This is a genomic window from Curtobacterium sp. L1-20 (genome assembly GCF_048755855.1).
In the GTDB taxonomy this organism is placed as follows: domain Bacteria; phylum Actinomycetota; class Actinomycetes; order Actinomycetales; family Microbacteriaceae; genus Curtobacterium.
Map to the genome: position 1 here is coordinate 1,580,676 of NZ_CP151473.1, position 21,399 is coordinate 1,602,074.

The following is a 21,399-nucleotide window of genomic DNA, read 5'->3' on the forward strand; positions in this document are numbered from 1 at the left end:
CACGTCCGCAGACAAGCCCCAGCCCTGTGGGCGGTCGCCGTCCGTCGCCGCCTGTGGAGGAGCGGGCGAGTAGCCTCGCGCGCATGACCAACATCGTCACGCAGATCGCAGACAAGGTCCGCCCCGTCGGCGTGTCCACCAACTACGGGGAGCCGGTCGAGGTCGGCGACCAGACCCTCATCCCGGTCTCCATCGCCTGGTTCGGCTTCGGCGGCGGCGGGGACGGCGACGACAACGGGGGCGGTGGCGGCGGTGGCGCGTCCATCCCGGTCGGCGCCTACGTGCGCCGCCCCGGCAAGGACCTCGAGTTCGAGCCGAACCTCATCTCGCTCCTCGCCGTCAGCATCCCGGTCATCTGGGTGACCGGCAGGGTCCTGCGCAAGCTGGTCCGCGTCCTCAAGAAGTGACCCACTCACGGCCTGGAGGCGCGCGGCGGCCCCGCCCCGCGCCTCCAGGCCGTCGTGCGGTCGCGACCCGCCACGCGGTCGCGACCCGTCTACACTGACAGGACACACACGGGAGTCCGGGACCGCCGGGCTGAGAGGGAGCGAGTGGCGCTCCGACCGTCGAACCTGATCCGGATCATGCCGGCGCAGGGAGGAGTCCCAGGACCATGTCCGTACGCACGTCACCTGTTGCACCGTCCACCACCGTCACGCGATCGCTCCGTTGGCGGGTCGTCGACATCGTCGTCGCCAGCGTCCTCGCGGTCGCGGTCGGCGTCCTCTTCAAGGTGTGGGAGTTCGGCTACGAGCCGCTCAGCGCCCTGATGACCCTCGTGCTCCCCGGCACGCAGGCGGTCTTCGGCGGGGTCTGGCTCCTCGCCGGGCCCCTCGTCGCGATCGTCGTCCGGAAGCCCGGAGCCGCCCTCTACGCCGAGATGGTGGCCGCCTCCGTCGAGGCGTTGCTCGGGACGCAGTGGGGCTGGCTCACCCTCGAGGCCGGACTCGTCCAGGGCCTCGGCGCCGAACTCGTCCTCGCGCTGTTCCTGTACCGGGTCTACCGCCTGCCGGTCGTCGCGCTCGCGGGTGCCGCGGCCGGACTCGCGATGGGCCTGAACGACACGGTCCTCTGGTACCCGGGGTACGACCTGTCCTTCAAGGTCGCCTACGTCATCGCGGGGATCATCGGCGGCGCCGTGATCGCGGGCGTCGGGTCCTGGCTGCTCGTCCGGGCGCTCGCCGCGACCGGCGTCCTGTCGTCGTTCGCCGCCGGCCGTGAGCACACCAGGCGCGGGGCCCGCGCCCGCGCGTGAGCACGGTGGCCCCGACCGTTGCGGGTCCGGCGAGCATCGCCTTCCGTGACTGGGGCTGGCGGTACGCCGCACGTGCGGCGTGGGCGGTCCGCGGCGTCGACCTGACCGTCGCACCGGGCGAGCGCGTCGCGATCGTCGGACCCTCGGGAGCGGGGAAGTCCACGCTCCTGCGGGCCGTCGCCGCGGTGCTGCCCGACGAGCCGGACGACACCGACGACACCGCCGCGTCCGTGCAGGGCTCGGTCCTGGTCGACGGCGCCGACCCCCGCGCGGTCCGCGGGCGTGTCGGCCTCGTCATGCAGGACCCCGAAGCCCACACCGTGATGTCGCGGGTCGGCGACGACGTGGCCTTCGGGTGCGAGAACGCCGGGGTGCCCGCCGCAGAGATTTGGGAGCGGGTGCGGTCGGCGCTCGACGTCGTCGGACTCGACCTGGCGCTCGACCGGTCGACCACGATGCTGTCAGGCGGGCAGCGCCAGCGGTTGGCCCTCGCGGGCGTGCTGGCCATGCGGCCGGGAGCGCTCGTCCTCGACGAACCCTGCGCGAACCTCGACCCGGCCGGCGTGGTACAGGTGCACGACGCCGTGCGGGCGCTGCTCGACGAGACCGGGTGTTCGCTGCTCGTCGTGGAGCACCGCATCGGGACGTGGCTGGACCTGGTGGACCGACTCGTGCTGCTCGAGCCCGCCGGGGGCGTCGTGGCGGACGGCGCCCCGGACGAGGTCCTGGCCGTGCACGGCGCTGCGCTGACGGCTGCCGGCGTGTGGGTGCCGGGGTCGGAGCCGGCGCGAGGGTCCGCCCGGGGTCTCGGCGCTTCCGCGTCTGCGCGAGCGGGCGGAAGTGCGGGGTCGCCCGCGGCGGGCACGGGGGACTTCCGCCCGCTCGGCCGGGCGGCCGCGGGCGTCGAGGCCTCGGGCGCTGCCGCGTCTGCGCGAGCGGGCGGAAGTGCGGGGTCGCCCGCGGCGGGCACGGGGGACTTCCGCCCGCTCGACGCAGGGGCCACGGACGCCGGGACGGACGACGGCGCCGACGTGCTGCTCGAAGCGCGCGGCCTCGGCACCGCACGGGGCAAGCGCCAGCGTGTCGGCAACGGGATCGACCTCGACGTCCGCGCCGGTCGGGTGCTCGCCGTCACGGGGCCGAACGGCGTCGGGAAGTCGACGCTCGGCCTCACGCTCGCCGGACTCCTGCGACCCGCAGACGGGTCCCTGCGCGCCACCCCGGCCCTCGCGCACGGCATCGGCGACGCCCCCGTCTCGTGGTCCAGCCGCCAGCTCGCCGCCCGCATCGGCACCGTGTTCCAGGACCCCGAGCACCAGTTCGTCGCGCGCTCCGTCCGCGAGGAGCTCGCCGTCGGACCACGGGCCCTCGGCCTCCCCGACGTCGACGCCCGCGTCGACGAGCTCCTCGTCGCGTTCGGTCTCGACGACCTCGCGGACGCCAACCCCTTCACCCTGTCGGGTGGCGAACAGCGGCGGTTGGCGATCGGGACCGTGATCGCCGCACGGCCGCCCGTCGTCGTGCTCGACGAACCGACCTCCGGCCAGGACCGGTCGACCTGGCAGGCGGTGGTCGACCGGCTCGGCGCGCTCGCCGACGCCGGGACCGCCCTCGTCGCGATCACGCACGACCAGGACCTCGTCCGCGCGCTCGACGCCGACGAGGTCGTCCTCGGACCGGACGGCGCCACGGTCGTCCCGCGTGCCGAGCCCGCCGCGCCGGGTTCCGCCACCGCCCCGCACGCGCCCGCCGCCGGCACGGGAGCCGTCACCGTCCCGCGCGCCGAGGCCGTCACGAGCGGACCCGCTGGGGACGACGCCGACGGCACCGCGACGGGAGGGGCGACCGCGTGCGACCCACCGGGGGCGACCAGCGGGGTGCCGCGGTGACCGCCCCGGGGACGCCGGCCGACGTGCCCGGCCGGACCGCGCCTCCCGGCCGGACCGCACAGCTGACGTCCGGTCCCGCGCCGTCGCGGCGGGGCGTGCAGCCGGTCGCCTCGCTCCTCGGGGTGATGGCGCTCGGCGTCTGCCTCGTACTGAGCCTCGACGTCGTCTCGGCGGCCGTCGCCCTCGGACTCGAACTGCTGCTGCTGCCGCTGCTCCGGGTGCCGGCCCGCACGCTGCTGCTCCGGACGTCGCCCGTCCTGGTGGCCGTGCCGCTGACGGCGTTGAGCATCGCGCTCTACGGGCGGCCCTCCGGTCGGGAGTGGTTCGACCTCGGCTTCGCGCACGTCACCGACGGCTCGCTGACCCTCGCGCTCGCGACGGCCCTGCGTGTGCTGGCCGTGGGGCTCCCCGCGGTGGCGCTGTTCGTCCGGGTGGACCCGACCGACCTGGCGGACGGGCTCGCTCAACTGCTGCGGCTGCCGGCGCGGTTCGTGCTAGGGGCACTCGCGGCACTCCGGATGGTGACGCTGCTCGGTGACGACTGGCGGCAGCTCGGGATGGCACGACGGGCGCGCGGGGTGGCGGACACCGGTCGGCTGCGTCGGGGCGCCTCGATGGCGTTCGCGCTGCTCGTGCTGGCGCTCCGGCGGGCGACGACGCTGGCGGTGGCGATGGAGTCGCGGGGCTTCGGCGCTCCCGGACGGCGGACCTGGGCGCGGACGGCACGGTTCGCGGGGCCGGAGTGGGGGATGGTCGCGGTGCTCGTGGGGATCGGGGTCGTGTCGATCGCGGTCGCGGTGGTCGCCGGGACGTGGCGTGCCTGAGCGGCGGACACCCGGGGCGGTGGAGGCCGCGCCCGTCGGCGACCACCGGCGGGCGGGCACCCTGCCGGCCGGCGACGGGCGCCGGTCGGCAGCCGCGTCGGTCGCCGGGGCGGCCGGCGACGAGCACCGGCCGGCCACCGCGTCGGCCGCCGCCTCGGACGGCGAGCACCTCGAGCCGTCCGCGACCGCCCCAGCGCCCGTGGCGGAGACCGCCGCTGCCCTCGCCGCAGCCGCAGCCGGCGCGGCCACGGCCCGCGGCGACCGGCGCGTCGTCGTCCTCGTCGACGGCCGGTCCGGCACGGGCAAGACCACCCTCGGCGCCGCCGTCGCCGACCACCTGGGCGCCCAGGTCGTGCACCTCGACGACGTCTACCCGGGGTGGGACGGGCTGCAGGCCGCCGCGGACGCCGTGGTGCGCGACGTCCTCGGACCACCGAGCGGGTACCGCCGCTGGGACTGGTCGGCGTCCGCTCCGACCGACTGGGTCCCGCTCGACGCCGACGCCCCGATCGTCGTCGAGGGGTGCGGCGCGCTGTCCCGGGGGTCGGCACCGCTGGCGTCGCTCCGGGTCTGGCTCGAGGCCGACGACGTGGTGCGGCGGGACCGGGCGATCGGCCGCGACGGCGAGGTGTTCGCCCGCGAGTGGGACCGCTGGGCCGCGCAGGAGGCGTCGTTCATCGCGGCCGAGCAGCCGGCGCACCGGGCAGACGTGGTGCTGCGGACGTAGCGTCGGCACGTCGGGCAGCTGCGACCGGGTCCACCGCGAACGCCGCCGCGACGATGCTCAGCACCGCGTACCCGCCGATGTACACGCACAGGATCCACGGCGAGCCCCCGCCGAGCTCCACGAACACGGCCGCGAGCAGCGGCGTGAGCCCGACGGAGAAGATCGACCCGATCTGGTACCCGAGCGACATCCCCGAGTAGCGCCTGCCGGTCGGGAACTGCTCCGCGAACCAGGCGGCCTGCGGCCCGTAGATGCTGTCGTGGAAGACGGACATCCCGACGAGCGCCACGAGCGGCAGCAGCACGAGCGGCCCCGCGTCCAGGAACGCGAAGAACGGCCAGATCAGCACCGCGATCCCCACCGCCGACCAGATCGTCAGCACCCGCCGTCCGACGCGGTCGGACAGCCAGCCCCAGAACGGCGTGGAGACGAGGGAGACCGCCGAGATGACGAGCACCGCCTGCAGCCCGGCCGCCGATCCCTCCTCGCCGCGCTTCGCCAGCAGGTACGTGAGCGAGTACGTCGTGAGGATCGAGTACAGCGCGGGCTGCACGAGCCGCAGCCCGGCCGTGACGAGGATCGACCGCGGGTGCCGACGGATCGCCTGCCACACCGGGAACCGCTCGACCTGGCCGGAGTCGCGCAGCTCCTGGAACACCGGCGCGTCCTGCACGCCGAGGCGGATGATCAGGCCGACGGCGACGATCACGGCGGAGAAGAGGAACGGCAGTCGCCAGCCCCACGCGAGGAAGACCTCGTTGCCGAGCAGCGTCCGCACGAGCGTGAAGACGCCGGTCGCGAGCAGCATCCCGCCCGCCGAGCCCATCTGCGTGAACGCCCCGAACATGCCCCGGTGCCGCGCCGGAGCGTGCTCGACCGACAGCAGTGCCGACCCGCCCCACTCCGCCCCGGCGGCCACGCCCTGCAGCAGCCGGAGGAACACCAGGGCGACGACGGCGCCGACCCCGATGGTCGCCGCGGAGGGCACCACGCCGATCAACGTCGACGCGATCCCCATCAGCACGAGCGACGCCACGAGCAGCTTCTTCCGACCGATCCGGTCGCCGAGGTGCCCCGCCACGATGCCGCCCAGGGGGCGCGCGACGAAGCCGACCCCGTACGTCGCGAACGACGCGATGACGCCGACGGCGGGCGTCACCGACGGGAAGAAGGTCGGCGCGAAGACGAGTGCCGAGGCAGTCGCGTACAGGTAGAAGTCGTAGTACTCGACGGTCGTCCCGACGAAGGACGCCAGGGCGACGCGACGACGGGTCGCGGTGGTGGACGGTGCGACAGGACGGCCAGGAGGCGCGGCTTCGGTGATCGGGGTCGGCATGAGTCAGGAGCATGGTCGCGTCCGGCGCCCCGGGGAACACCCGGCGTAACGCAGGGTCACGTCCCTGCCGCCGGGGACCGCCCCGCGGGGAACATGGGTGCATGAGCGATCGACCGACCCGTCCGCTGCGCTTCGCGGCCTTCGTCATGAACACGACGTCGCACATCCAGCACGGCCTCTGGCGGCACCCCGACGCCCGGCAGGCGGACTTCGACGACGTCACGCTGTGGACCGACCTGGCGAAGACGCTCGAGCGCGGGAAGTTCGACGCGATGTTCTTCGCCGACGTCGTCGGCACCTACGGCCCGGCACGCGGCGACTACTCGACGAACCTCCGCGAGGGACTGCAGATCCCGTCGAACGACCCGTCCGTGCTGCTCTCGGCGCTCGCCGTGTCGACGGAGCACCTCGGGCTCGCCTTCACCTCGAGCGTCATCCAGTCGCACCCGTTCGACTTCGCCCGGAAGGTGTCGACGCTCGACCACATCACCCGTGGCCGCATCGGCTGGAACGTGGTCACGAGCGCGCTCGACAGCGCGGCGCGGAACTTCGGCCAGGACCGGCTCGAGGAGCACGACGAGCGCTACGTGTGGGCGGAGGAGTACCTCGAGGTCTGCGCGAAGCTGTGGGAGGGCTCGTGGGAGGACGGCGCCGTCCTGAAGGACCCGGTGCTCGGCTACGCGGATCCCGCGAAGGTGCACCGGATCGACCACCACGGCAAGCGGTACGACGTGCAGGGGCCGCACCTGTCCGCACCGTCGCCCCAACGGACGCCGGTGTTGTTCCAGGCCGGTTCGTCGCCCGCGGGCCGGGCCTTCGCCGCGCGGAACGCCGAGGCGCAGTTCATCCTGACGTCGAACCGCGACGCCACCGAGCAGCTCATCCGCGAGACCCGTGATCTCGCCGCCGCTGCCGGTCGCCGACGGGACGACATCGCGTTCTTCCTCGGCCTCACGTTCGTCACGGGCTCCACGGAGGCCGAGGCGAAGGCGAAGGAGGCGGAGATCGACGAGTACCTCGCGGCCGACGGCTTCCTCGTGCACTCGAACCTCGGGTTCGACCCGGACACCGGCGAGCCGCTCGACCCCGCCACGCCGCTGTCCGAGGTCAGGACGCACGCCGGCCAGTCACACCTGCAGTGGCTGCGGGAAGCGGCCGGCGACCGCGAGCCCACCATCGCCGACCTCGCCCGGCTGTCCGCGAAGCTCCGCGCCCGCGTCGTCGGGACGCCGGAGCAGATCGCCGACGAGCTCGCCGACTGGCAGCGGGTCGGCGTGGACGGGGTGAACGTCATCAACTGGACGCTGCCCGGTTCGTACGAGGAGTTCGTCGACCACATCGCGCCGACCCTGCAGGAGCGCGGGCTGATGCAGTCCGAGTACCGCGAGGGCACGCTGCGCGAGAAGCTCTTCGGCCACGCGCAGCTGCCGGACTCCCACCCCGCGCGGCGGTGGCGCGGAGCGTTCACCGGAGGAGCGGCCGGGCCCGGCGGAGCTGACGTGTCCACCGGTGACGACGCGGCCGGCGCAAGCACCGCCGTGGAGGTGACCGCGTGACGGAGGCGACGACGACCACCGGGGGCGGGGTGCGCCTCCCGGCCGGACACGGGGCGGGCCGTCTGGCGGAGCTGCGCGACCGCTTCCGACCGGTCCTCGACCGCATCCGTGACGGCGCCGTCGACCGTGAGCTGGCGTCGGGGACGCCCGGCGACCGTCCGCTGCCGCACGACGAGGTGCGCGCGCTGGCGGACGCCGGCTTCGGACGGCTGCGTGTGCCCGAGGACCGCGGCGGGTTCGGCGTGACCCTCGTCGAACTCGCGCACCTGGTGGCGGACCTGGCGGCTGCGGACTCGAACATCGCCCACCTCTGGCGCGGGCACTTCGGCTACACGGAACTCGTGCTGCTCCGGCCGTCGTCGGCGGGGAGGGACGAGTGGCTCGACCGCATCGTCGGCGGGGCGATCGTGGGGAACGCGACCTCGGAGCGGACCGGCACGACCCTCGCGGACATCTCGACGACGGTGACGCCGAGGGGCTCGGGCGGTCCGGGCGATCCGGACGGGCTCCGGCTCGACGGGCGGAAGTTCTACTCGACGGGCACGCTGTACTCGGACTGGATCTACCTGGCGGCCGACCGGTCCGGCGAGCGGGTGACGTTCGCGGTGCCGACCGATGCCCCCGGCGTGACCTCGATCGACGACTGGGACGGCTTCGGGCAGCGACTCACGGCATCGGGGACCACCGTGTTCGACGGGGTGTCGGTGGATCCCTCCGTGGTCTCGGCGTACAAGGACGCCCCGCTGTCGCACATCCAGGCCTTCTACCAGCTGTACCTGCTGGCGGTGCTGGCGGGCATCGGGCAGGCGGTCGTGGACGACGCCGTCGCGTTCGTCCGACCGCGGACCCGGACGTACATCCACGCCAACGCCGCCACACCCGGGGAGGACCCGCAGGTGCTCGCGGTCCTCGGACGGCTGTCCGCGGGCGCCTTCACCGCGCGCTCGCTCGTCGTCGCCGCGGCGGGACTGCTCGACGAGGTCGTGGCCACGAACGAGCCGGGTGTCGGTGTCGACCACGGGCTGCTCGACGAGGCCGAGAACGCCGTGTACCAGGCGCAGGTCGAGATCGGTCCGCGTGTCCTCCGGGCGGCGTCGGAGCTGTTCGAGGTCGGGGGAGCGTCGGCGGCCGATCGGACCCGTGCGCTGGACCGGCACTGGCGGAACGCGCGGGTCGTGGCGTCGCACAACCCCGCCGTGTACAAGGAGCGGCTCGTGGGGGACTACGTGCTGCACGGACGGGGGCCGGTGGACGCGTGGGAGAAGTACCACGAGGTGGGGCCGACGCGGTTCTGAGCCGGCGGTCGGGCGCGCTGGCGTTGGGCGACCGGTGTCGGGCGTCCTGTCTCAGTGTCCGGCCTCTGGTCATGGTCGATCGGGACCAGCCCGCGCCGCCCAGCGTCCGATCGGCGCTCGTGCTGCCTCGGCCGCTGGCGATGCTGCCGAGCTGCCGGGTACTGCGTGCCGCGCGGATCCTGGGACATCCCCGCTCCGCTCGGAAGACGTGACCTGTCTGTCCCGGACGGTCGGCGTTGTCACGTCGTCATGGTCGTCGATCCGGCGATGCCGACCGCTGCGTCCGGTCCGCGGAGCGGTGAGCCGCATCGTGGGTCGCTCGACCAGCAACCAGCTCGCAACGGCGAAGGGGATCGTCGCGAGGAGCGTGATCCCGGCCACTGCCCACGGCTGGGCTGCTGGAGCAACGAGGACGTGAGCAAGGAGTTGTCCCACCGGGAACCCGTACAGGTAGACGCCGTACGACACGTCGTGCCGCGTGGTGAGCGGGTCACCAGGGAACCATGCACCGACGAGGATGCAGAGGTAAGCGAGTGGCACCGGCGCCACGAGCACCGTCAGCCCGGTCACCGACCCGAGGACGATCAGCATCAGCATGGTGCAGGCGAGCCACGCACGGGCGGGGAGGCGATCGGCGAGGAGGAACACGAGCGCGCCGCCGAAGAAGAACGCTGTCGGTCGGAACGCGACGCTCACCGACGTCGGGAGGGAGACGAGCTGGGCGTCGAGCGCGAGGGCGCTGCCGCTGGCAACGATCAACCCCGCGACCACGCCGCCGACGAGGAGCCTTCGTGGCAGGAGCGTGACGAGGAGCCCGATCATGAGGTAGCACCCGAACTCGTACGCGAGGGTCCAGGCCGAGCCGTTCCATGCGCCGGGGAAGGCGACGTGGTCGAGCGTGCCCGGGATGTCGACCTGCAGGACCTTGAGGAAGAGGTTCCGGAGGACGAACGATGCGCTGGCGCGGACATCCCATGACGGCTCGCCGAGCGCGAGCACGGCGAACGGAGCGAAGACGAAGGCGATCACGACCGTGACCACCAGGTAGGCCGGGTAGATGCGCACGAACCGGCGCACGACGAACGCCGACAGCGGGGTGCGCAGACGGCTTCGGGTGATGAGGAACCCAGAGATGGCGAAGAACGCCCCGACCGCCCAGTCTCCGATGGAGAGGCCGCCCGCGGAAGGAGCTGCCGGCCAACCGGCGAGCGGCCAGGCGTGCGCGAGGACCACCGCGGCCGCGAGGGCGAGACGCATGGCGTTCAGCGCGTTCCGACGAGGGTCGAAGGCGGACGCGAGCGAGCGCGGGGGAGTTCTCGAAGACATGACTCCGCGAGCGTCTCGCGCGCTCGGTCCCGGCGCTAAACATTTCGCATGTCTTGAGTCGTGATTCCGACTCCGACTCCGACTCCGGGTCGCCGTTGCCCGAGGGTGCTCCGAGCGACGCTGCGGGATCTGCTGCTGCTCGCTACGCCCAGCCGAGCTCGTGCAAGCGCTCGTCGTCGATGCCGTAGAAGTGCCCGATCTCGTGGACGAGCGTGGTGTGCACCTCGTCCTTGAGGTCCTCGAGCGTGTCGCACTCGGCCAGGTGCTGCTTCCGGAACACCACGATGCGGTCGGGCAACTCGCCGAACCCGTACTGGCCGCGCTCGGTCGCCGCGACACCGTCGTACACGCCGAACAGGTCCGAGCCGTCCTCCGGCGCGTCCTCGACGACGAAGACCACGTTGTCGAGCCCGTCGACCATCTCGTCGGGCAGCAGGTCGAGCTCGTCGGTCACGAGCTGCTCGAAGTCGTCGAGGGACATCTCCATCACGCCGAGCATCGTGGCAGACCAACCTGGCGGAACGACGAAGGCCCCGGTCCGTCGGACCGGGGCCTTCGCTGCTGATCTCTATCAACTGCTGATCTTCGTCAGCCACTGATCTTCGTCAGCACTGGGGTGAATAACGGGTCTCGAACCCGCGACCTCCTAGACCACAACCAGGCGCTCTACCAACTGAGCTATATCCACCACGTACGAGCCGGACGACCGGCGCGACCACTCAATAGTAGTACATGCCTGACCCGGTTCGGACCACCCGTGTCAGTCCTCGACCGCGGGCTGCGCCAGGAGGGGTGCCCACTTCTCGACGACCTCGGCCTGCACGGCGCGGACGTCGTCCGTGCTCGGCCCGGGCTCGGCGACGAAGCCGGCGCGGCGGTAGTACTCCAGCTCACGGATCGACTCGAGGATGTCCGCGAGGGCACGGTGTCCGCCGTGCTTCGCGGGAGCGTTGAAGTACACGCGCGGGAACCAGCGGCGGCAGAGTTCCTTGATGCTCGACACGTCGACGCTCCGGTAGTGCAGGTGCCCGTCGACGCGAGGCATGTACTTCGCCAGGAACGCGCGGTCCGTGCCGATCGTGTTGCCCGCCAGGGGCGCGGCGCCCTCGGCCGGCACGTGCTGAAGGATGTACTCCAACACCTGGTACTCGGCGTCCGCCAGGGAGACGCCCTCGGGGATCTCGTCGATGAGGCCCGAGGTCGTGTGCATGTTCGTCACGAACTCGTTCATGTTGTCGAGCGCCGACTGGTCCGGCTTGATGACGATGTCGAAGCCGGGGTGCACGGGGACGAGGTCGAAGTCGGTGACGACGACGGCCACCTCGACGAGTTCGTCGACCTCGACGTCGAGGCCCGTCATCTCGCAGTCGATCCAGACGAGGCGGTCGTTCGCAGTTGCCATGGGGTCGATCCTATTCCGCCTCGTCGTCGGCCCCGGCGCCGCTGGTGCGGGCACGCTCGAGCCCGCACGAGCCGAGCGGGCGTATGGGCGGGGTGGCAGCCGTGCGGACCACGCGTTTCCGCCCGCTCGCCACCGCCGGGCTGCCGGGCTGGCCCGCTCACGGCGAGCGGGCGGATTGCCGGGGGAGATCGCTCGCCTATCCCGCACTTCCGCCCGCTCGCCGAGCCCCGGAGCGCTCGAGGTCCGTCCGTCGGCCGAGTGGGCGCAACGCCCGTGTCGTCCGGCTCCGGAACCACCCGTTCCCGCCCGCTCGCCGTCGGCGTCGTCCGTTCCCGCGGCGAGATGCACGTGAGCGGGCGAACCGGCCGGGTGACCTCGCTGAGGTACCCAGCCCATCCGCCCGCTCGCTATCGGCGTCGTCCGTCTCCGGTGCCGTACGCGCGTGAGCGGGCGAACCGACCGGGTGACCTCGCTGAGGTACCCAGCCCATCCGCCCGCTCACCCGGAGGAGTCCGCTCGCATGTTCGCCCGCTCGCCGGAAGACTTCCGGGCGCGAACCCCGCGAACCCCGCGAGCGCCGGCCGCGGTCCCGCGAGCGCCACCCGCGAACCCTGCGAGCGCCGCCCGCGGGACCGCCCTACGACATCTCGCCCGCGCCGATCGCCTCGGCCTCGACGGGCTCCGGCTCGGCACCGTCGTCGACCCGCCGCAGCACCCGCGTGGTGAGCACCACGACGAGGAACGCGACGGCGACGGACACCCCGGCGAAGACGTAGGCGGCGGACGGCGCGAAGGCGTCGGCGAGCAGTGTGGCGACCGGCGGGGCGATCGCGCCGCCGATGAAGCGGACGGCCGAGTACGCGCTCGAGGCGACGGAGCGGGGGAGGTCGGTGGCCTCCATCACGCACTCGGTCAGCACGGTGTTGAGGACACCGAGCACGAGGCCGCCGATGACGACGCAGACGATGAGGCCGGCCGGGCTGCCGACGACGACGGCCGCGGCGAACAGGTCGAGCGCGAGCAGGGGCAGCGCGATCTTCAGCACCGTGGTCCGGCGGAGACGCGCGGTGAGCATGGGTGCCACCCACACCGAGGTGATCGCGAGGCCGACACCCCAGCCGAAGAAGGTGAAGCCGATGCCGAGCGCGCCGAAGCCGAGCGGGAACGGCGTGTAGGCGAGCAGGACGAAGAAGCCGATGTTGTAGAAGAGGGCGGTCGCGGCGAGGGCGGCGAGCGCCGGACGGCCGAGGGCGCGGAAGGGCGCGGAGAGCTTCGTCGGGGTGGGCTTCTCGAGCCCCGAGGTCTTGAGCAGCGCGACGATCGCGATGAAGGCGATCGCCATGAGCGTCGTGACGCCGAAGAACGGGCCGCGCCAGCTCACCGAGCCGAGCAGACCGCCGACGAGCGGGCCGACGGCGATGCCGAGACCGAGTGCCGCCTCGTACAGGATGATTGCGGACGCCGTGCCACCCGATGCCGCTCCGACGATCGTCGCGAGTGCGGTGGAGATGAAGAGCGCGTTGCCGAGACCCCAGCCGGCGCGGAAGTCGATGATGCTCCACACGCTGTTGGACGTCGCCGCGAGCACCGAGAACAGCACGATGAGGGCGAGGCCGATGAGCAGGGTGTTCTTCGCGCCGATGCGGCTCGAGACCCAGCTGGTGAAGAACATCGCGACGCCGGTGACGGCCAGGTAGCTCGTGAAGAGCAGTTCGGTCTGCGCCGGGGTCGCCTTGAGCGAGGCGGCGATCGCGGGGAGGATCGGGTCGACGAGGCCGATGCCCATGAAAGCGACGACGCAGGCGAAGGCGATCGCCCAGACGGCGGACGACTGCTTGAGGATGGAGCCGGACTGGCCGGCGGGTGCGTGGGCGTTCACGCGGAGGTCTCCGTTCTGACGGACGATGGTGTGGGGCCGGCCGACGGTGCGAGGCCGGACGATGGTGCTGGGACGGACGACGGCGCGAGGCCGGACGTCGGCGCGGGGACGGGCGGGCGGCCGCCCGACGTCGTGGTGCGCTGCGCGATCAGGGTGGCCGCGTGGTGCAGCACGTCCCAGTCGTCGTCGTCGAGGTCGGCGAACATCGGCCCCACGGTGTGGGTGAGGGTCGTGCGCCACTCCACGAGGCGGTCGTGACCGGCGGCGGTGATCTCGATCAGCTGCCCGCGGGAGTCGTCCGGGTCGACGGTCCGTGACACGAGGCCGTCGGCGAGCATGCCGGCGACGAGGCGGGTCATCGTGGGTTGCGCGACCCGTGACGCGGCCGCGAGTTCCCCGAGTCGCAGTGGCTGGTCGGTCTCGAGGATGCCGAGCGTCCGCCACACCGCGGCGGACGTGGTGCTCCCCGTGGCCTGTGCGGCGGTGCGGATGAGGCGGTTCACCGAGACGAGGAGGGTCTCGATCGTCTGGTCGCGACTCGGTTTCATGCATGAACTATATAGCCGGGCTATGAATCGGTCAACAGGTCCCGCCTGGTAGAAGGGATGCATGAGCGACATCACCATCCACGAGGGCGACGAGTACACCGCGATCTTCCACGGCGGTCCCTTCGACGGCACGACCGACACCCGCACCGCGACGAGCGACGCGCTGGACGACGAGGTCACGGTGTTCGCGGACGTCGAGGGCCTGCAGACCGCGCTGACCTACCGCAAGACCAAGTCCCGCCAGGTACTCGACCAGATCTCGGCCGAGTTCGAGTACGTGCCCGGCGAGTCCGACCCCGTCGACGACCTGCAGGACCGCGGCGACCGCAGCGGCGAGTTCGACCGGGAGTAGAACCCCGCGCCGCCGCGTTGCACGGTTACATGCAGCTCGACCTCTGGACGTCCGCGTTCTGCGCCCCCTGTGCCGCCGCCCGCCGGGTCACGGCCGAGGCGTCGGCGCTCGTCCCCGGGTTGCGGCTGACCGAACGCGACGTGGCGAACCATCCCGACCAGGCAGAAGGCCTCGGCATCCGGTCGACCCCCACGATCATCGTGCGGCGGGACGACGGTGCCGAGGTCTTCCGCTCACCGGGTGTCCCGACCCGCGACCAGCTCCTGCTCGCGATCGCCAAGGCCGTCTGACCCGCGTCCCGACGCCGGACGCAGGACGCCGTCGGCCGACCGCTGGTTCGTCGGAGCCAGCAACGGCGGCACCTCGACGGGTCGCACGGCCCGCAACACCCACCGGGCAGCGCGCTTCGTCGTCCGCACCGGAGCCCCGACGAGGAGCGCGACGGTTCCCAGGACGCTCCGGTCGGCGCTCCCGAGGGCGTTCTTCCGTTCCCACGCGCGCCGCAGCGCGCCGCCCCGACTCCGCCGCGCCGGAGGACGGTCGACGAGCTCGTCCGCGTCGCGCCGGGCCATGAGCACCTCGGCCCGCCGGGTCCAGTCGTTCTCCGCGTCCGGGTGGAAGTGGTTGTCGAGCATCCACTCCGGTCGCACCGTCCCGAACCGCCCGTCGACCAGGTCGACCGAGTCGCCCTCGAGGCCGCTGCCGACGAACACCTCGTTGATCAGCTGCCGACCCGTCCCGAAGTCCGTCAGCGTGAGCGCCGGCACGCCGCGGGCCACCGCCTCGAGGACGGCCGTCGAACTGATCGTCACGAGCGCCACGGCTCGGTCGAGGTGGTCCGACATCGGGCCGCTCTCGACGACCAGGTTGACCGGGGCGTCCGTCGGGACGAGGTCTGGGTAGGGGTCCTGCTCGCGGTGGGTCTGGTGCTCACCGGCGCCGGCCCGCACCTTGATGACGACGCGCCACTCCGGGTGCCGTCGCGCGGTCTCCACCAGCCACTCGACCACCCGTTCGCGGTCCGCGCGCTCGGCAGGGACGCTGGGTTGTGCCGCGAAGACGACGGAGTCCCGACGGAATGCTCCGGGGCTCGGGGCGGCCGTCGGACGGGGCTGTGCGAACGGCAGCGTCGCGAGTGCGAAGTGCGGTTCGACACCGCCGGTGCGGGCGAGTTCCTCGTACGCCCGGACCTCGCGGTGACTGTGCAGCACGAAGAGGTCCGCTCGGGCGCGGAAGAACACGCCCTTCCACTTCGCCGGGAACGAGATGCCCGGCAGCCCGGTCACGAGCACCGGGCGCCGCAGGACGCGTCGGTGGATCTCCTCGACGACGAGTTCGGCCACCGGCCCGATCAGGGAGACGAGGACCGCGTCGGGCGGGTCCCGCCGGATCCGCTCGACCACGTCGTCCACCCCGAGCGGCTCGGGCGGCACCGTCGCCAGGTGGGCCAGCCGATCGTCCAGGCCGCGGAACGCCGACCGGAGCTGCGACCGGCTCGCCGAACGGGGTGTGGCGACGGTGAGCAGTTCGAGGTCCCAGTGCGCGGGTGCGCCGGCGAGCAGGTGTGCGCCCCACTTCGCGAACGAGTCGGTGTCGACCAGGCCGACCACGCGTCGGACGCGTGGTGCCGTGTCGGACGGGAGGCGCGCCTCCCGTCCGACCGTCGGCTCGCGCCCGTCGACGCGACCCTCCAGGGCGTCGCCCGCTGCGTCCGCAGCCCGCCGGGTCACGCGTCGACGCGGCGGAGCTTCGCGAGCGGTGCGCGCTCGCCGGGGAAGATGCGCTTCACGCCATCGCCGAGCGCGGTCTCGATGATCCGGACGTCGCGCGTCAGCGTCTGCAGACCGTGCGGCTCCAGGGACGCGGCGTGGTCCGACCCCCACATGGTCCGGTCGAGCGTGATGTGACGCTCCAGGGCCGTGGCACCGAGGGCGACGGCCGCGATCGAGATCTGCAGGCCGGGCTCGTGTCCGGAGTACCCGACCGGCACCCCGGCGTACCGGTTCGCGAGCGTGTCGATCATGCGGAGGTTCGCCTCCTCCGGCGGCAGCGGGTACGTCGACGTGGCGTGCATGAGGACGAGGCGTCCGGTGCCGAGGGCCTCGACCGCCCGGTCGATCTGCTCGAGGGTGGACATGCCGGTCGACAGGATGACGGGCTTGCCGGTCGCCGCGACGGCGGCGAGTAGTCCGAGGTCGGTCACGGACGCCGACGCGATCTTGTACGCGACGACGCCGAGGTCCTCGAGGAAGTCGACCGACGGCTCGTCCCACGGCGAGGCGAACCAGTCCAGCCCGCGCAGGGTCGCGTGGTCGCCGATCTCGATGTACTGGTCGCGGTCGAACTCGACGCGGTACCGGTACTCCAGGTACGTCATCTCGCCCCACGGCGTGCTCCGCGCCATCGCCTTCATGTGCTCCGGCGTCGAGATGGCCGGCGTGCGCTTCTGGAACTTCACGGCCTGCAGCCCGGCGTCCGCCGCGACGTCGATGAGGCGCTTCGCGATGTCGACGTCGCCGTTGTGGTTGAGGCCGATCTCGCCGATCAGGTACGCGGGGTGGCCGGCGCCGATGGTGGACGTGCCGATGTGGACGGTCATGGTGCTCCGTTCGGTGCGGGGACGGGCGGCACGGTTGCCGCGCGCTGGTCGTGCTGGTCGCGCTGGTCGTGCTGGTCGTGCTGGTCGTGCAGGTCTCGTGCAGCGAGCTGGTCGAGCTGCGGGGCGAGCGCCGTGGCGAGGGCGAGGTCCGACGGGTCGTCGATGTCGACCGCCCCACGGCCGTCCACGACCACGAGCTCCACCCGGCCGTGGAACCGGTGCCGGTGCTGCCGGAACCCGGTTGTCCGGAAGACGGTGAACGCACCGGTCTCGCGGAACTCGGGCTCGCGGTCCTGCCGACGGGGCCGGACGGCGGCGTCGTGGTTCACCGCGCGGGCGCTCCCGTCGGGGTCGATCCGCCAGAGGAAGGCGTGCGACGGTGCGGCGGCGAACACCGAGTCGGCGGCGCCCGACCGCACCCGTGCCACCGCGGTGTCGAGGTCGGTCGGGTCGATGAACGGCGAGGTGGCCTGCAGGAACACGACGACCTCCGGCTCCGCGCCCTCGGCGGCGAGCTGGTCGAGCACGTGCAGCAGCGCCGACTCCGAGGACGCTCCGTCCCCGGCGAGGTCCTCCGGGCGGTGCACGACACGGGCACCGGCGGCGACGGCCTCGGCTGCGATGGCGTCGCCGTCGGTCGAGACGACGACGGCGTCGATCGTCACCGCGCCGACCGCGGCCTCGACGGCTCGGCGGACCAGCGACCGGCCGGCGACGGCGCGGAGGTTCTTGCCCGGGATGCCCTTCGACCCGGCGCGGGCGGGCACGATCGCGACGACGGAACCGGAGGAGCGCATGTCCGGGACGCTACGAAGGGGCGGTGGCCCGCAGGCGAACACGGGGCAGACGGCCGCGGAACCGTTCCGGAACCCAGGGCGGGGAGCCGGGTCGAGTCGAGCGGCGCCCGACCCGGGTCGAGCCGAGCGACGCCGGACCCGGCGGTAGGGTCGAGGGATGTCCGGAGTCGACGACGTCCTCGACCCGCGCCCCCGCCGCGTGCTCGTCGCGGGGACGAGCGGCGTCGGCAAGACCACGACCGCCGCCCGGATCGGCGCCGTCCTCGGCATCCCGCACACCGAGATCGACGCGCTCTACCACGGTCCGGACTGGCAGCCGCGGGAGTCCTTCGTCGCGGACGTCGACGCGTTCACGAGCGAGCCGGCGTGGGTCACGGAGTGGCAGTACACGTCCGTCCGGCCGCTCCTCGCCGAGCGCGCCGACACACTCGTGTGGATCGACCTGCGGAACACGGTCGCGCTGTGGCGTCTCGTCAGGCGCACCGTCCGACGTCGGCTGCGCCGGATCGAGATGTGGAACGGGAACGTCGAGCCGTCGCTCTGGACGTTCTTCACCGACCCGGAGCACATCGTCCGCTGGGGGATCAGCACCCGGAACAGCACGCGGCGGCGCATGCCCGCGCTCGTCCGGGAGGCGCCGCACCTCCGGATCGTCCGCCTCCGGTCGCAGCGCGAGATCGACCGCTTCGTGCAGCACCTCGCTCGGGCCCACGGATAGAATCGAGGCCGCCAGCCTCCGTAGCTCAGTGGATAGAGCAGGTGGTTTCTACCCACCGTGCCGCGGGTTCGATTCCTGCCGGGGGCACCGCACCACGAAGGCCGCCGTCCTGGTGGACGGCGGCCTTCGTCGTTGCTCGGGGAGCTGGTCGGTCGATCGCCGCGTGTGCGGACGAGCGCCGACCCGGCCCGTCAGTCGTCGTCGGCAGCCCGGCGACGCAGCTCGCTCGCGCTGATCGGCTGCGTGTAGGTCGACTCGGAGGTCTCGTCGGCATCGGACGGCTCGGCCGGGGCCGCCGTCAGGCGAGTCGGCACGGACGTGGTGCCGGACGTCCTCGCCGCGTCCGGACCGTCGTCGCGGGAGCGGTTGACGTGGGCGTCCGCGGAGGTCGGTGCTGCGATGCGGGCGTCGTCGGCCGGGCCGGCGTCGTCGGAGTCCTTCGGGGAGGCGGCGCGCGGGGTCTCGTTCGTCGGCGCGTCGTCCCGCGATGCGGCGGAGGTGGGCGCCGCCGAGCGTGACGGGGACACCGGCGACCCGAGCGTCGGGCGCACCGCGGAGCCGGAGGTGTCGCCGTACGAGCGGGTGGCGCCGTCGCCGTACGAGCGCGTCGCGTTGCCGTCGGCGATGGGGGTCGTCGCGTTGTCGTCCCGGTCCGAGATCGGAGTGGTCGCGTTCGGGTCGGCGGGCGCCGAGCCCCCGCGGGTGACCGAGAAGCCCGCGCCGTTCGACCGAGCCGGTGCGGCCGCGGCGGAGACCGCCTGTGCACCGGAGGTCGGCGTCGAGGCGCTGCTGCCGGCGGAAGCCGCGGGGGCGCCGGTCGGAGCCGACGAGGCGGGGGCGGGCGTGCCTCCTGAGCGGAGCGCCGGACGCAGCGACGTCGTGGTCGGCGTGGGGCGTTCGGCCGAGGGGGCGGGCGTCGACTCGGTGGCGCTGTCGGCGGACCGTGCGCCGTCGGTCTGGTCGGCGTTCCAGTCCTGCTGGCGCGAGATCAGTTCGGCGTCGGGGTCGGGGGAGTCGAACTTCCACCGCTCGAGGTCGCTCTTGAAGAGCTTCCGGGCCTTGCTCGGACGGGCCTGCCACTCGAGCAGGCGCTCCCGGAACTCGGCGAGCGACTGCTCCGCCTGGAAGCTGAACGTCGACGAGTTCTTCTTGATGTCCGCGATCTCGTGCTGCGTCCAGTTCGCGACGAGCGGCGCTCCGGCGACCGGGAGCATGCGGAGCCGGATGTCGGCGTCCTCGGCCAGGTGGTCGGCGTAGGCGCGCTCGTCGTGTCCGAGCGAGCCCCAGGCGGCGGCCTTGCGGGCCGCGGTCACGATGCCGGCGACGGCGGCGTTGCGGGACTCGCGCTCCTGCATCGCGACGACGCGCTTGGTCGCACCCCGCCCGATCAGGGCGGCGATGACACCCGCCACGACGATCGCGACGAAGGGGATGATCGCGCCGGAGATCACGCGCCAGCCGTCGTCCGAGGAGATCCAGTCGGTCAGGTCGTTCCACCAGTCCATGCGCGCACCATACTCACGGAACGATCAGGCGTCGGGGAGGCCGGACGGCGTTCCGTCGACCTGGTCGCCGTGATCCCGGAGCGGGGACCGCGGCCGAGCGGCCGGCGGCGTCGCTCGCACGTCAACCCCAGCGGAGGCAGTCGACGGCGTCGTCGGAGGACCAGACGTTCGGGAGCTCGACGAAGCGACGCTCGGTCGACACGTAGCGCCGGGCGCGGTAGGCGGTGCCGCCGGCGACGTCGACCCGGTCCACGTACCCGACGATCTCGCCGTTGGCGCGCGTGACACGGCTGAGGTCGTCACGGACGTCGAGGATGCGGAGGTCGCCGCGTGAACGGGCGACGGGGACGGTGCGGATCCGCAGTGCGGGTTCGGTCGTCGTCTGCATCGTGGTGCCTCCTGCTGGTCGGTGTGGGTCCGACGCTACGGGCGACCACCGACACGTCCGAGACCGCGGACCGCCCGTGTGGACGACTGCGCCGCACCCTCCAGGTGTGGAGGACGGACGAGTCCGGCGCCCGACGCTCCCGGCCCGTGCCGAGCGCGGGGCGGTAGGTTGCAGCCATGACCACGTTCGTGCTCGCAGGTGGATGTTTCTGGTGTCTCGACGCCGTGTACCGCACGCTCCAGGGCGTGCAGGACGTGGTGTCCGGCTACGTCGGCGGTGGGGTGGAGCACCCCTCGTACGAACTGGTGTGCACGGGCACGACCGGTCACGCCGAAGCGGTCGCGGTCACGTTCGACGAGTCGGTCATCCCGGCGGACGTCGTGCTCGACGTCTTCTTCACGCTGCACGACCCGCGGCAGCTGAACCGCCAGGGCGCCGACGTCGGCACCCAGTACCGCTCGGCGATGTTCCCTGCCGACGACGAGCAGCGGGCGCAGTTCGAGCGCGCGATCGCGCGGGCGTCGGACATCTGGGACGGGGGCGTCGTGACGACGATCGAGCCGCTCGACACCTTCTACCGGGCAGAGGAGTACCACCAGGACTTCTTCGCGAAGAACCCCGGGCAGGGGTACTGCCTCGCAGTGGCGCTGCCCAAGGTGAACAAGGTCCGCAAGGCCTACAGTCAGTACATCCTGGCGTCCTGAGACCAGCACGTCGGGGCCACGAGGAGGTGGTCGAACGATGACGAACGACACGACGACGAGCGCGACCTGGGTCGCGGTCGGACCGGCGGGAGCGGTGGGCAGCATCCACCGCGACGACGGCGGGTTCCGCGTCGAGCTGTACAACCGGAGCGGCTCCGGCGGGACCTACCCGTCGCTCGAGTCGGCGAAGGGCGCGGTCCACGCCGCACTCGGTCCGCTGGCCGACCGGCCGGAGTTCCACGCGCACTAGGCAGACGCGGCGCTGACACCGTCCGCGCGGTCGCCTCGGCCTGGAGGCG

General features: G+C 72.8%; 23 protein-coding genes, 2 tRNA genes and 1 riboswitch. Of the genes, 13 read left to right on the top strand and 12 right to left on the bottom strand.

All coding sequences use genetic code 11. The annotated features are described in order from the left end of the window. Window positions 1–83 precede the first annotated feature (83 nt). From AAEP86_RS08995 to AAEP86_RS09015, 5 genes are all read left to right on the top strand, one after another. Window positions 84–407: a hypothetical protein gene (locus AAEP86_RS08995; RefSeq protein WP_420370202.1), complete on the top strand. Its 324-nt coding sequence runs from the start codon at window positions 84–86 to the stop codon at window positions 405–407. A gap of 98 nt (window positions 408–505) precedes the next feature. Beyond that, window positions 506–617: riboswitch (TPP riboswitch) on the top strand. Beyond that, entirely contained in the window at window positions 614–1,255 is a 642-nt protein-coding gene (locus tag AAEP86_RS09000) for an ECF transporter S component (protein WP_420370203.1), read from the top strand. It overlaps the preceding riboswitch by 4 nt. Beyond that, window positions 1,252–3,144 carry an ABC transporter ATP-binding protein gene (locus AAEP86_RS09005; protein ID WP_420370204.1) on the top strand — a complete coding sequence of 631 codons (1,893 nt, stop codon included), beginning with the start codon at window positions 1,252–1,254 and terminating at the stop codon, window positions 3,142–3,144. The genes AAEP86_RS09000 and AAEP86_RS09005 overlap by 4 nt, the downstream gene beginning before the upstream one ends. After that, on the top strand, window positions 3,105–3,968 hold the full coding sequence (locus AAEP86_RS09010; protein ID WP_420370205.1) for an energy-coupling factor transporter transmembrane component T family protein: 864 nt from the start codon (window positions 3,105–3,107) through the stop codon (window positions 3,966–3,968). The genes AAEP86_RS09005 and AAEP86_RS09010 overlap by 40 nt, the downstream gene beginning before the upstream one ends. Continuing rightward, the gene (locus AAEP86_RS09015) at window positions 3,961–4,695 is read left to right on the top strand and encodes an ATP-binding protein (protein WP_420370206.1); all 735 of its coding nucleotides are present in this window, start codon (window positions 3,961–3,963) and stop codon (window positions 4,693–4,695) included. The genes AAEP86_RS09010 and AAEP86_RS09015 overlap by 8 nt, the downstream gene beginning before the upstream one ends. On the opposite strand, the gene AAEP86_RS09020 is transcribed toward AAEP86_RS09015, so the two are convergent. Further along, window positions 4,643–6,031, bottom strand: a complete 1,389-nt coding sequence (locus tag AAEP86_RS09020; protein ID WP_420370207.1) for an MFS transporter — start codon at window positions 6,029–6,031, stop codon at window positions 4,643–4,645. The genes AAEP86_RS09015 and AAEP86_RS09020 overlap by 53 nt on opposite strands. A gap of 101 nt (window positions 6,032–6,132) precedes the next feature. On the opposite strand from AAEP86_RS09020, the gene AAEP86_RS09025 reads away from it, so the two are divergent. Together AAEP86_RS09025 and AAEP86_RS09030 are read left to right on the top strand one after the other, a co-directional pair. Beyond that, window positions 6,133–7,587 (top strand): LLM class flavin-dependent oxidoreductase, encoded by a 1,455-nt coding sequence (locus AAEP86_RS09025; protein WP_420370208.1) that lies wholly within the window; start codon window positions 6,133–6,135, stop codon window positions 7,585–7,587. Further along, window positions 7,584–8,882: an acyl-CoA dehydrogenase family protein gene (locus tag AAEP86_RS09030; protein WP_420370209.1), complete on the top strand. Its 1,299-nt coding sequence runs from the start codon at window positions 7,584–7,586 to the stop codon at window positions 8,880–8,882. The genes AAEP86_RS09025 and AAEP86_RS09030 overlap by 4 nt, the downstream gene beginning before the upstream one ends. Window positions 8,883–8,951: 69 nt before the next feature. On the opposite strand, the gene AAEP86_RS09035 is transcribed toward AAEP86_RS09030, so the two are convergent. From AAEP86_RS09035 to AAEP86_RS09060, 6 genes are all read right to left on the bottom strand, one after another. Beyond that, window positions 8,952–10,208, bottom strand: coding sequence for an acyltransferase family protein (locus AAEP86_RS09035; protein ID WP_420370210.1), 1,257 nt, complete (start codon window positions 10,206–10,208; stop codon window positions 8,952–8,954). Between the two features lie 142 nt (window positions 10,209–10,350). Further along, the gene (locus tag AAEP86_RS09040) at window positions 10,351–10,695 is read right to left on the bottom strand and encodes a metallopeptidase family protein (RefSeq protein WP_420370466.1); all 345 of its coding nucleotides are present in this window, start codon (window positions 10,693–10,695) and stop codon (window positions 10,351–10,353) included. Window positions 10,696–10,820: 125 nt separating this feature from the next. Continuing rightward, window positions 10,821–10,896 (bottom strand) — tRNA-His (locus tag AAEP86_RS09045). A gap of 72 nt (window positions 10,897–10,968) precedes the next feature. After that, window positions 10,969–11,610 carry an oligoribonuclease gene (gene orn, locus AAEP86_RS09050; RefSeq protein WP_420370211.1) on the bottom strand — a complete coding sequence of 214 codons (642 nt, stop codon included), beginning with the start codon at window positions 11,608–11,610 and terminating at the stop codon, window positions 10,969–10,971. 637 nt (window positions 11,611–12,247) lie between these two features. After that, window positions 12,248–13,489: an MFS transporter gene (locus AAEP86_RS09055; protein ID WP_420370212.1), complete on the bottom strand. Its 1,242-nt coding sequence runs from the start codon at window positions 13,487–13,489 to the stop codon at window positions 12,248–12,250. Beyond that, window positions 13,486–14,037 (bottom strand): MarR family winged helix-turn-helix transcriptional regulator, encoded by a 552-nt coding sequence (locus AAEP86_RS09060; protein ID WP_420370213.1) that lies wholly within the window; start codon window positions 14,035–14,037, stop codon window positions 13,486–13,488. The genes AAEP86_RS09055 and AAEP86_RS09060 overlap by 4 nt, the downstream gene beginning before the upstream one ends. Window positions 14,038–14,098: 61 nt before the next feature. Here AAEP86_RS09060 and AAEP86_RS09065 point away from each other — a divergent pair, with 61 nt between their 5' ends. Both AAEP86_RS09065 and AAEP86_RS09070 read left to right on the top strand, forming a co-directional pair. Continuing rightward, complete coding sequence (locus AAEP86_RS09065) at window positions 14,099–14,389, top strand: hypothetical protein (protein WP_420370214.1); 291 nt, start codon at window positions 14,099–14,101, stop codon at window positions 14,387–14,389. A 29-nt stretch (window positions 14,390–14,418) separates the two neighbouring features. Next, window positions 14,419–14,679, top strand: coding sequence for a thioredoxin family protein (locus AAEP86_RS09070; protein WP_420370215.1), 261 nt, complete (start codon window positions 14,419–14,421; stop codon window positions 14,677–14,679). On the opposite strand, the gene AAEP86_RS09075 is transcribed toward AAEP86_RS09070, so the two are convergent. Genes AAEP86_RS09075 through AAEP86_RS09085 form a run of 3 tightly spaced genes read right to left on the bottom strand, consistent with a single transcriptional unit; the run spans window position 14,623 to window position 17,785 of the window. Then, the gene (locus tag AAEP86_RS09075) at window positions 14,623–16,119 is read right to left on the bottom strand and encodes a DUF6716 putative glycosyltransferase (protein WP_420370216.1); all 1,497 of its coding nucleotides are present in this window, start codon (window positions 16,117–16,119) and stop codon (window positions 14,623–14,625) included. The genes AAEP86_RS09070 and AAEP86_RS09075 overlap by 57 nt on opposite strands. Beyond that, window positions 16,116–16,988 (bottom strand): N-acetylneuraminate synthase family protein, encoded by an 873-nt coding sequence (locus tag AAEP86_RS09080; RefSeq protein ID WP_420370217.1) that lies wholly within the window; start codon window positions 16,986–16,988, stop codon window positions 16,116–16,118. Before AAEP86_RS09080 ends, AAEP86_RS09075 begins: the two co-directional genes overlap by 4 nt. Next, window positions 16,985–17,785 carry a cytidylyltransferase domain-containing protein gene (locus tag AAEP86_RS09085; protein ID WP_420370218.1) on the bottom strand — a complete coding sequence of 267 codons (801 nt, stop codon included), beginning with the start codon at window positions 17,783–17,785 and terminating at the stop codon, window positions 16,985–16,987. The genes AAEP86_RS09080 and AAEP86_RS09085 overlap by 4 nt, the downstream gene beginning before the upstream one ends. Window positions 17,786–17,942: 157 nt before the next feature. Between AAEP86_RS09085 and AAEP86_RS09090 the strand changes: the two genes are divergently transcribed. Next, on the top strand, window positions 17,943–18,503 hold the full coding sequence (locus AAEP86_RS09090) for an AAA family ATPase (protein ID WP_420370219.1): 561 nt from the start codon (window positions 17,943–17,945) through the stop codon (window positions 18,501–18,503). Between the two features lie 14 nt (window positions 18,504–18,517). Further along, window positions 18,518–18,590, top strand: a tRNA-Arg gene (locus AAEP86_RS09095). Window positions 18,591–18,694: 104 nt separating this feature from the next. On the opposite strand, the gene AAEP86_RS09100 is transcribed toward AAEP86_RS09095, so the two are convergent. Both AAEP86_RS09100 and AAEP86_RS09105 read right to left on the bottom strand, forming a co-directional pair. After that, window positions 18,695–20,008 carry a hypothetical protein gene (locus AAEP86_RS09100; protein WP_420370220.1) on the bottom strand — a complete coding sequence of 438 codons (1,314 nt, stop codon included), beginning with the start codon at window positions 20,006–20,008 and terminating at the stop codon, window positions 18,695–18,697. Between the two features lie 121 nt (window positions 20,009–20,129). After that, a complete protein-coding gene (locus AAEP86_RS09105; protein ID WP_420370221.1) occupies window positions 20,130–20,396 on the bottom strand; it encodes a hypothetical protein in 267 nt (88 codons plus the stop codon). A 176-nt stretch (window positions 20,397–20,572) separates the two neighbouring features. Here AAEP86_RS09105 and msrA point away from each other — a divergent pair, with 176 nt between their 5' ends. Then, on the top strand, window positions 20,573–21,100 hold the full coding sequence (msrA, locus tag AAEP86_RS09110) for a peptide-methionine (S)-S-oxide reductase MsrA (RefSeq protein ID WP_420370222.1): 528 nt from the start codon (window positions 20,573–20,575) through the stop codon (window positions 21,098–21,100). A gap of 37 nt (window positions 21,101–21,137) precedes the next feature. Beyond that, on the top strand, window positions 21,138–21,350 hold the full coding sequence (locus AAEP86_RS09115; protein WP_420370223.1) for a methyltransferase: 213 nt from the start codon (window positions 21,138–21,140) through the stop codon (window positions 21,348–21,350). Window positions 21,351–21,399: the final 49 nt, after the last annotated feature.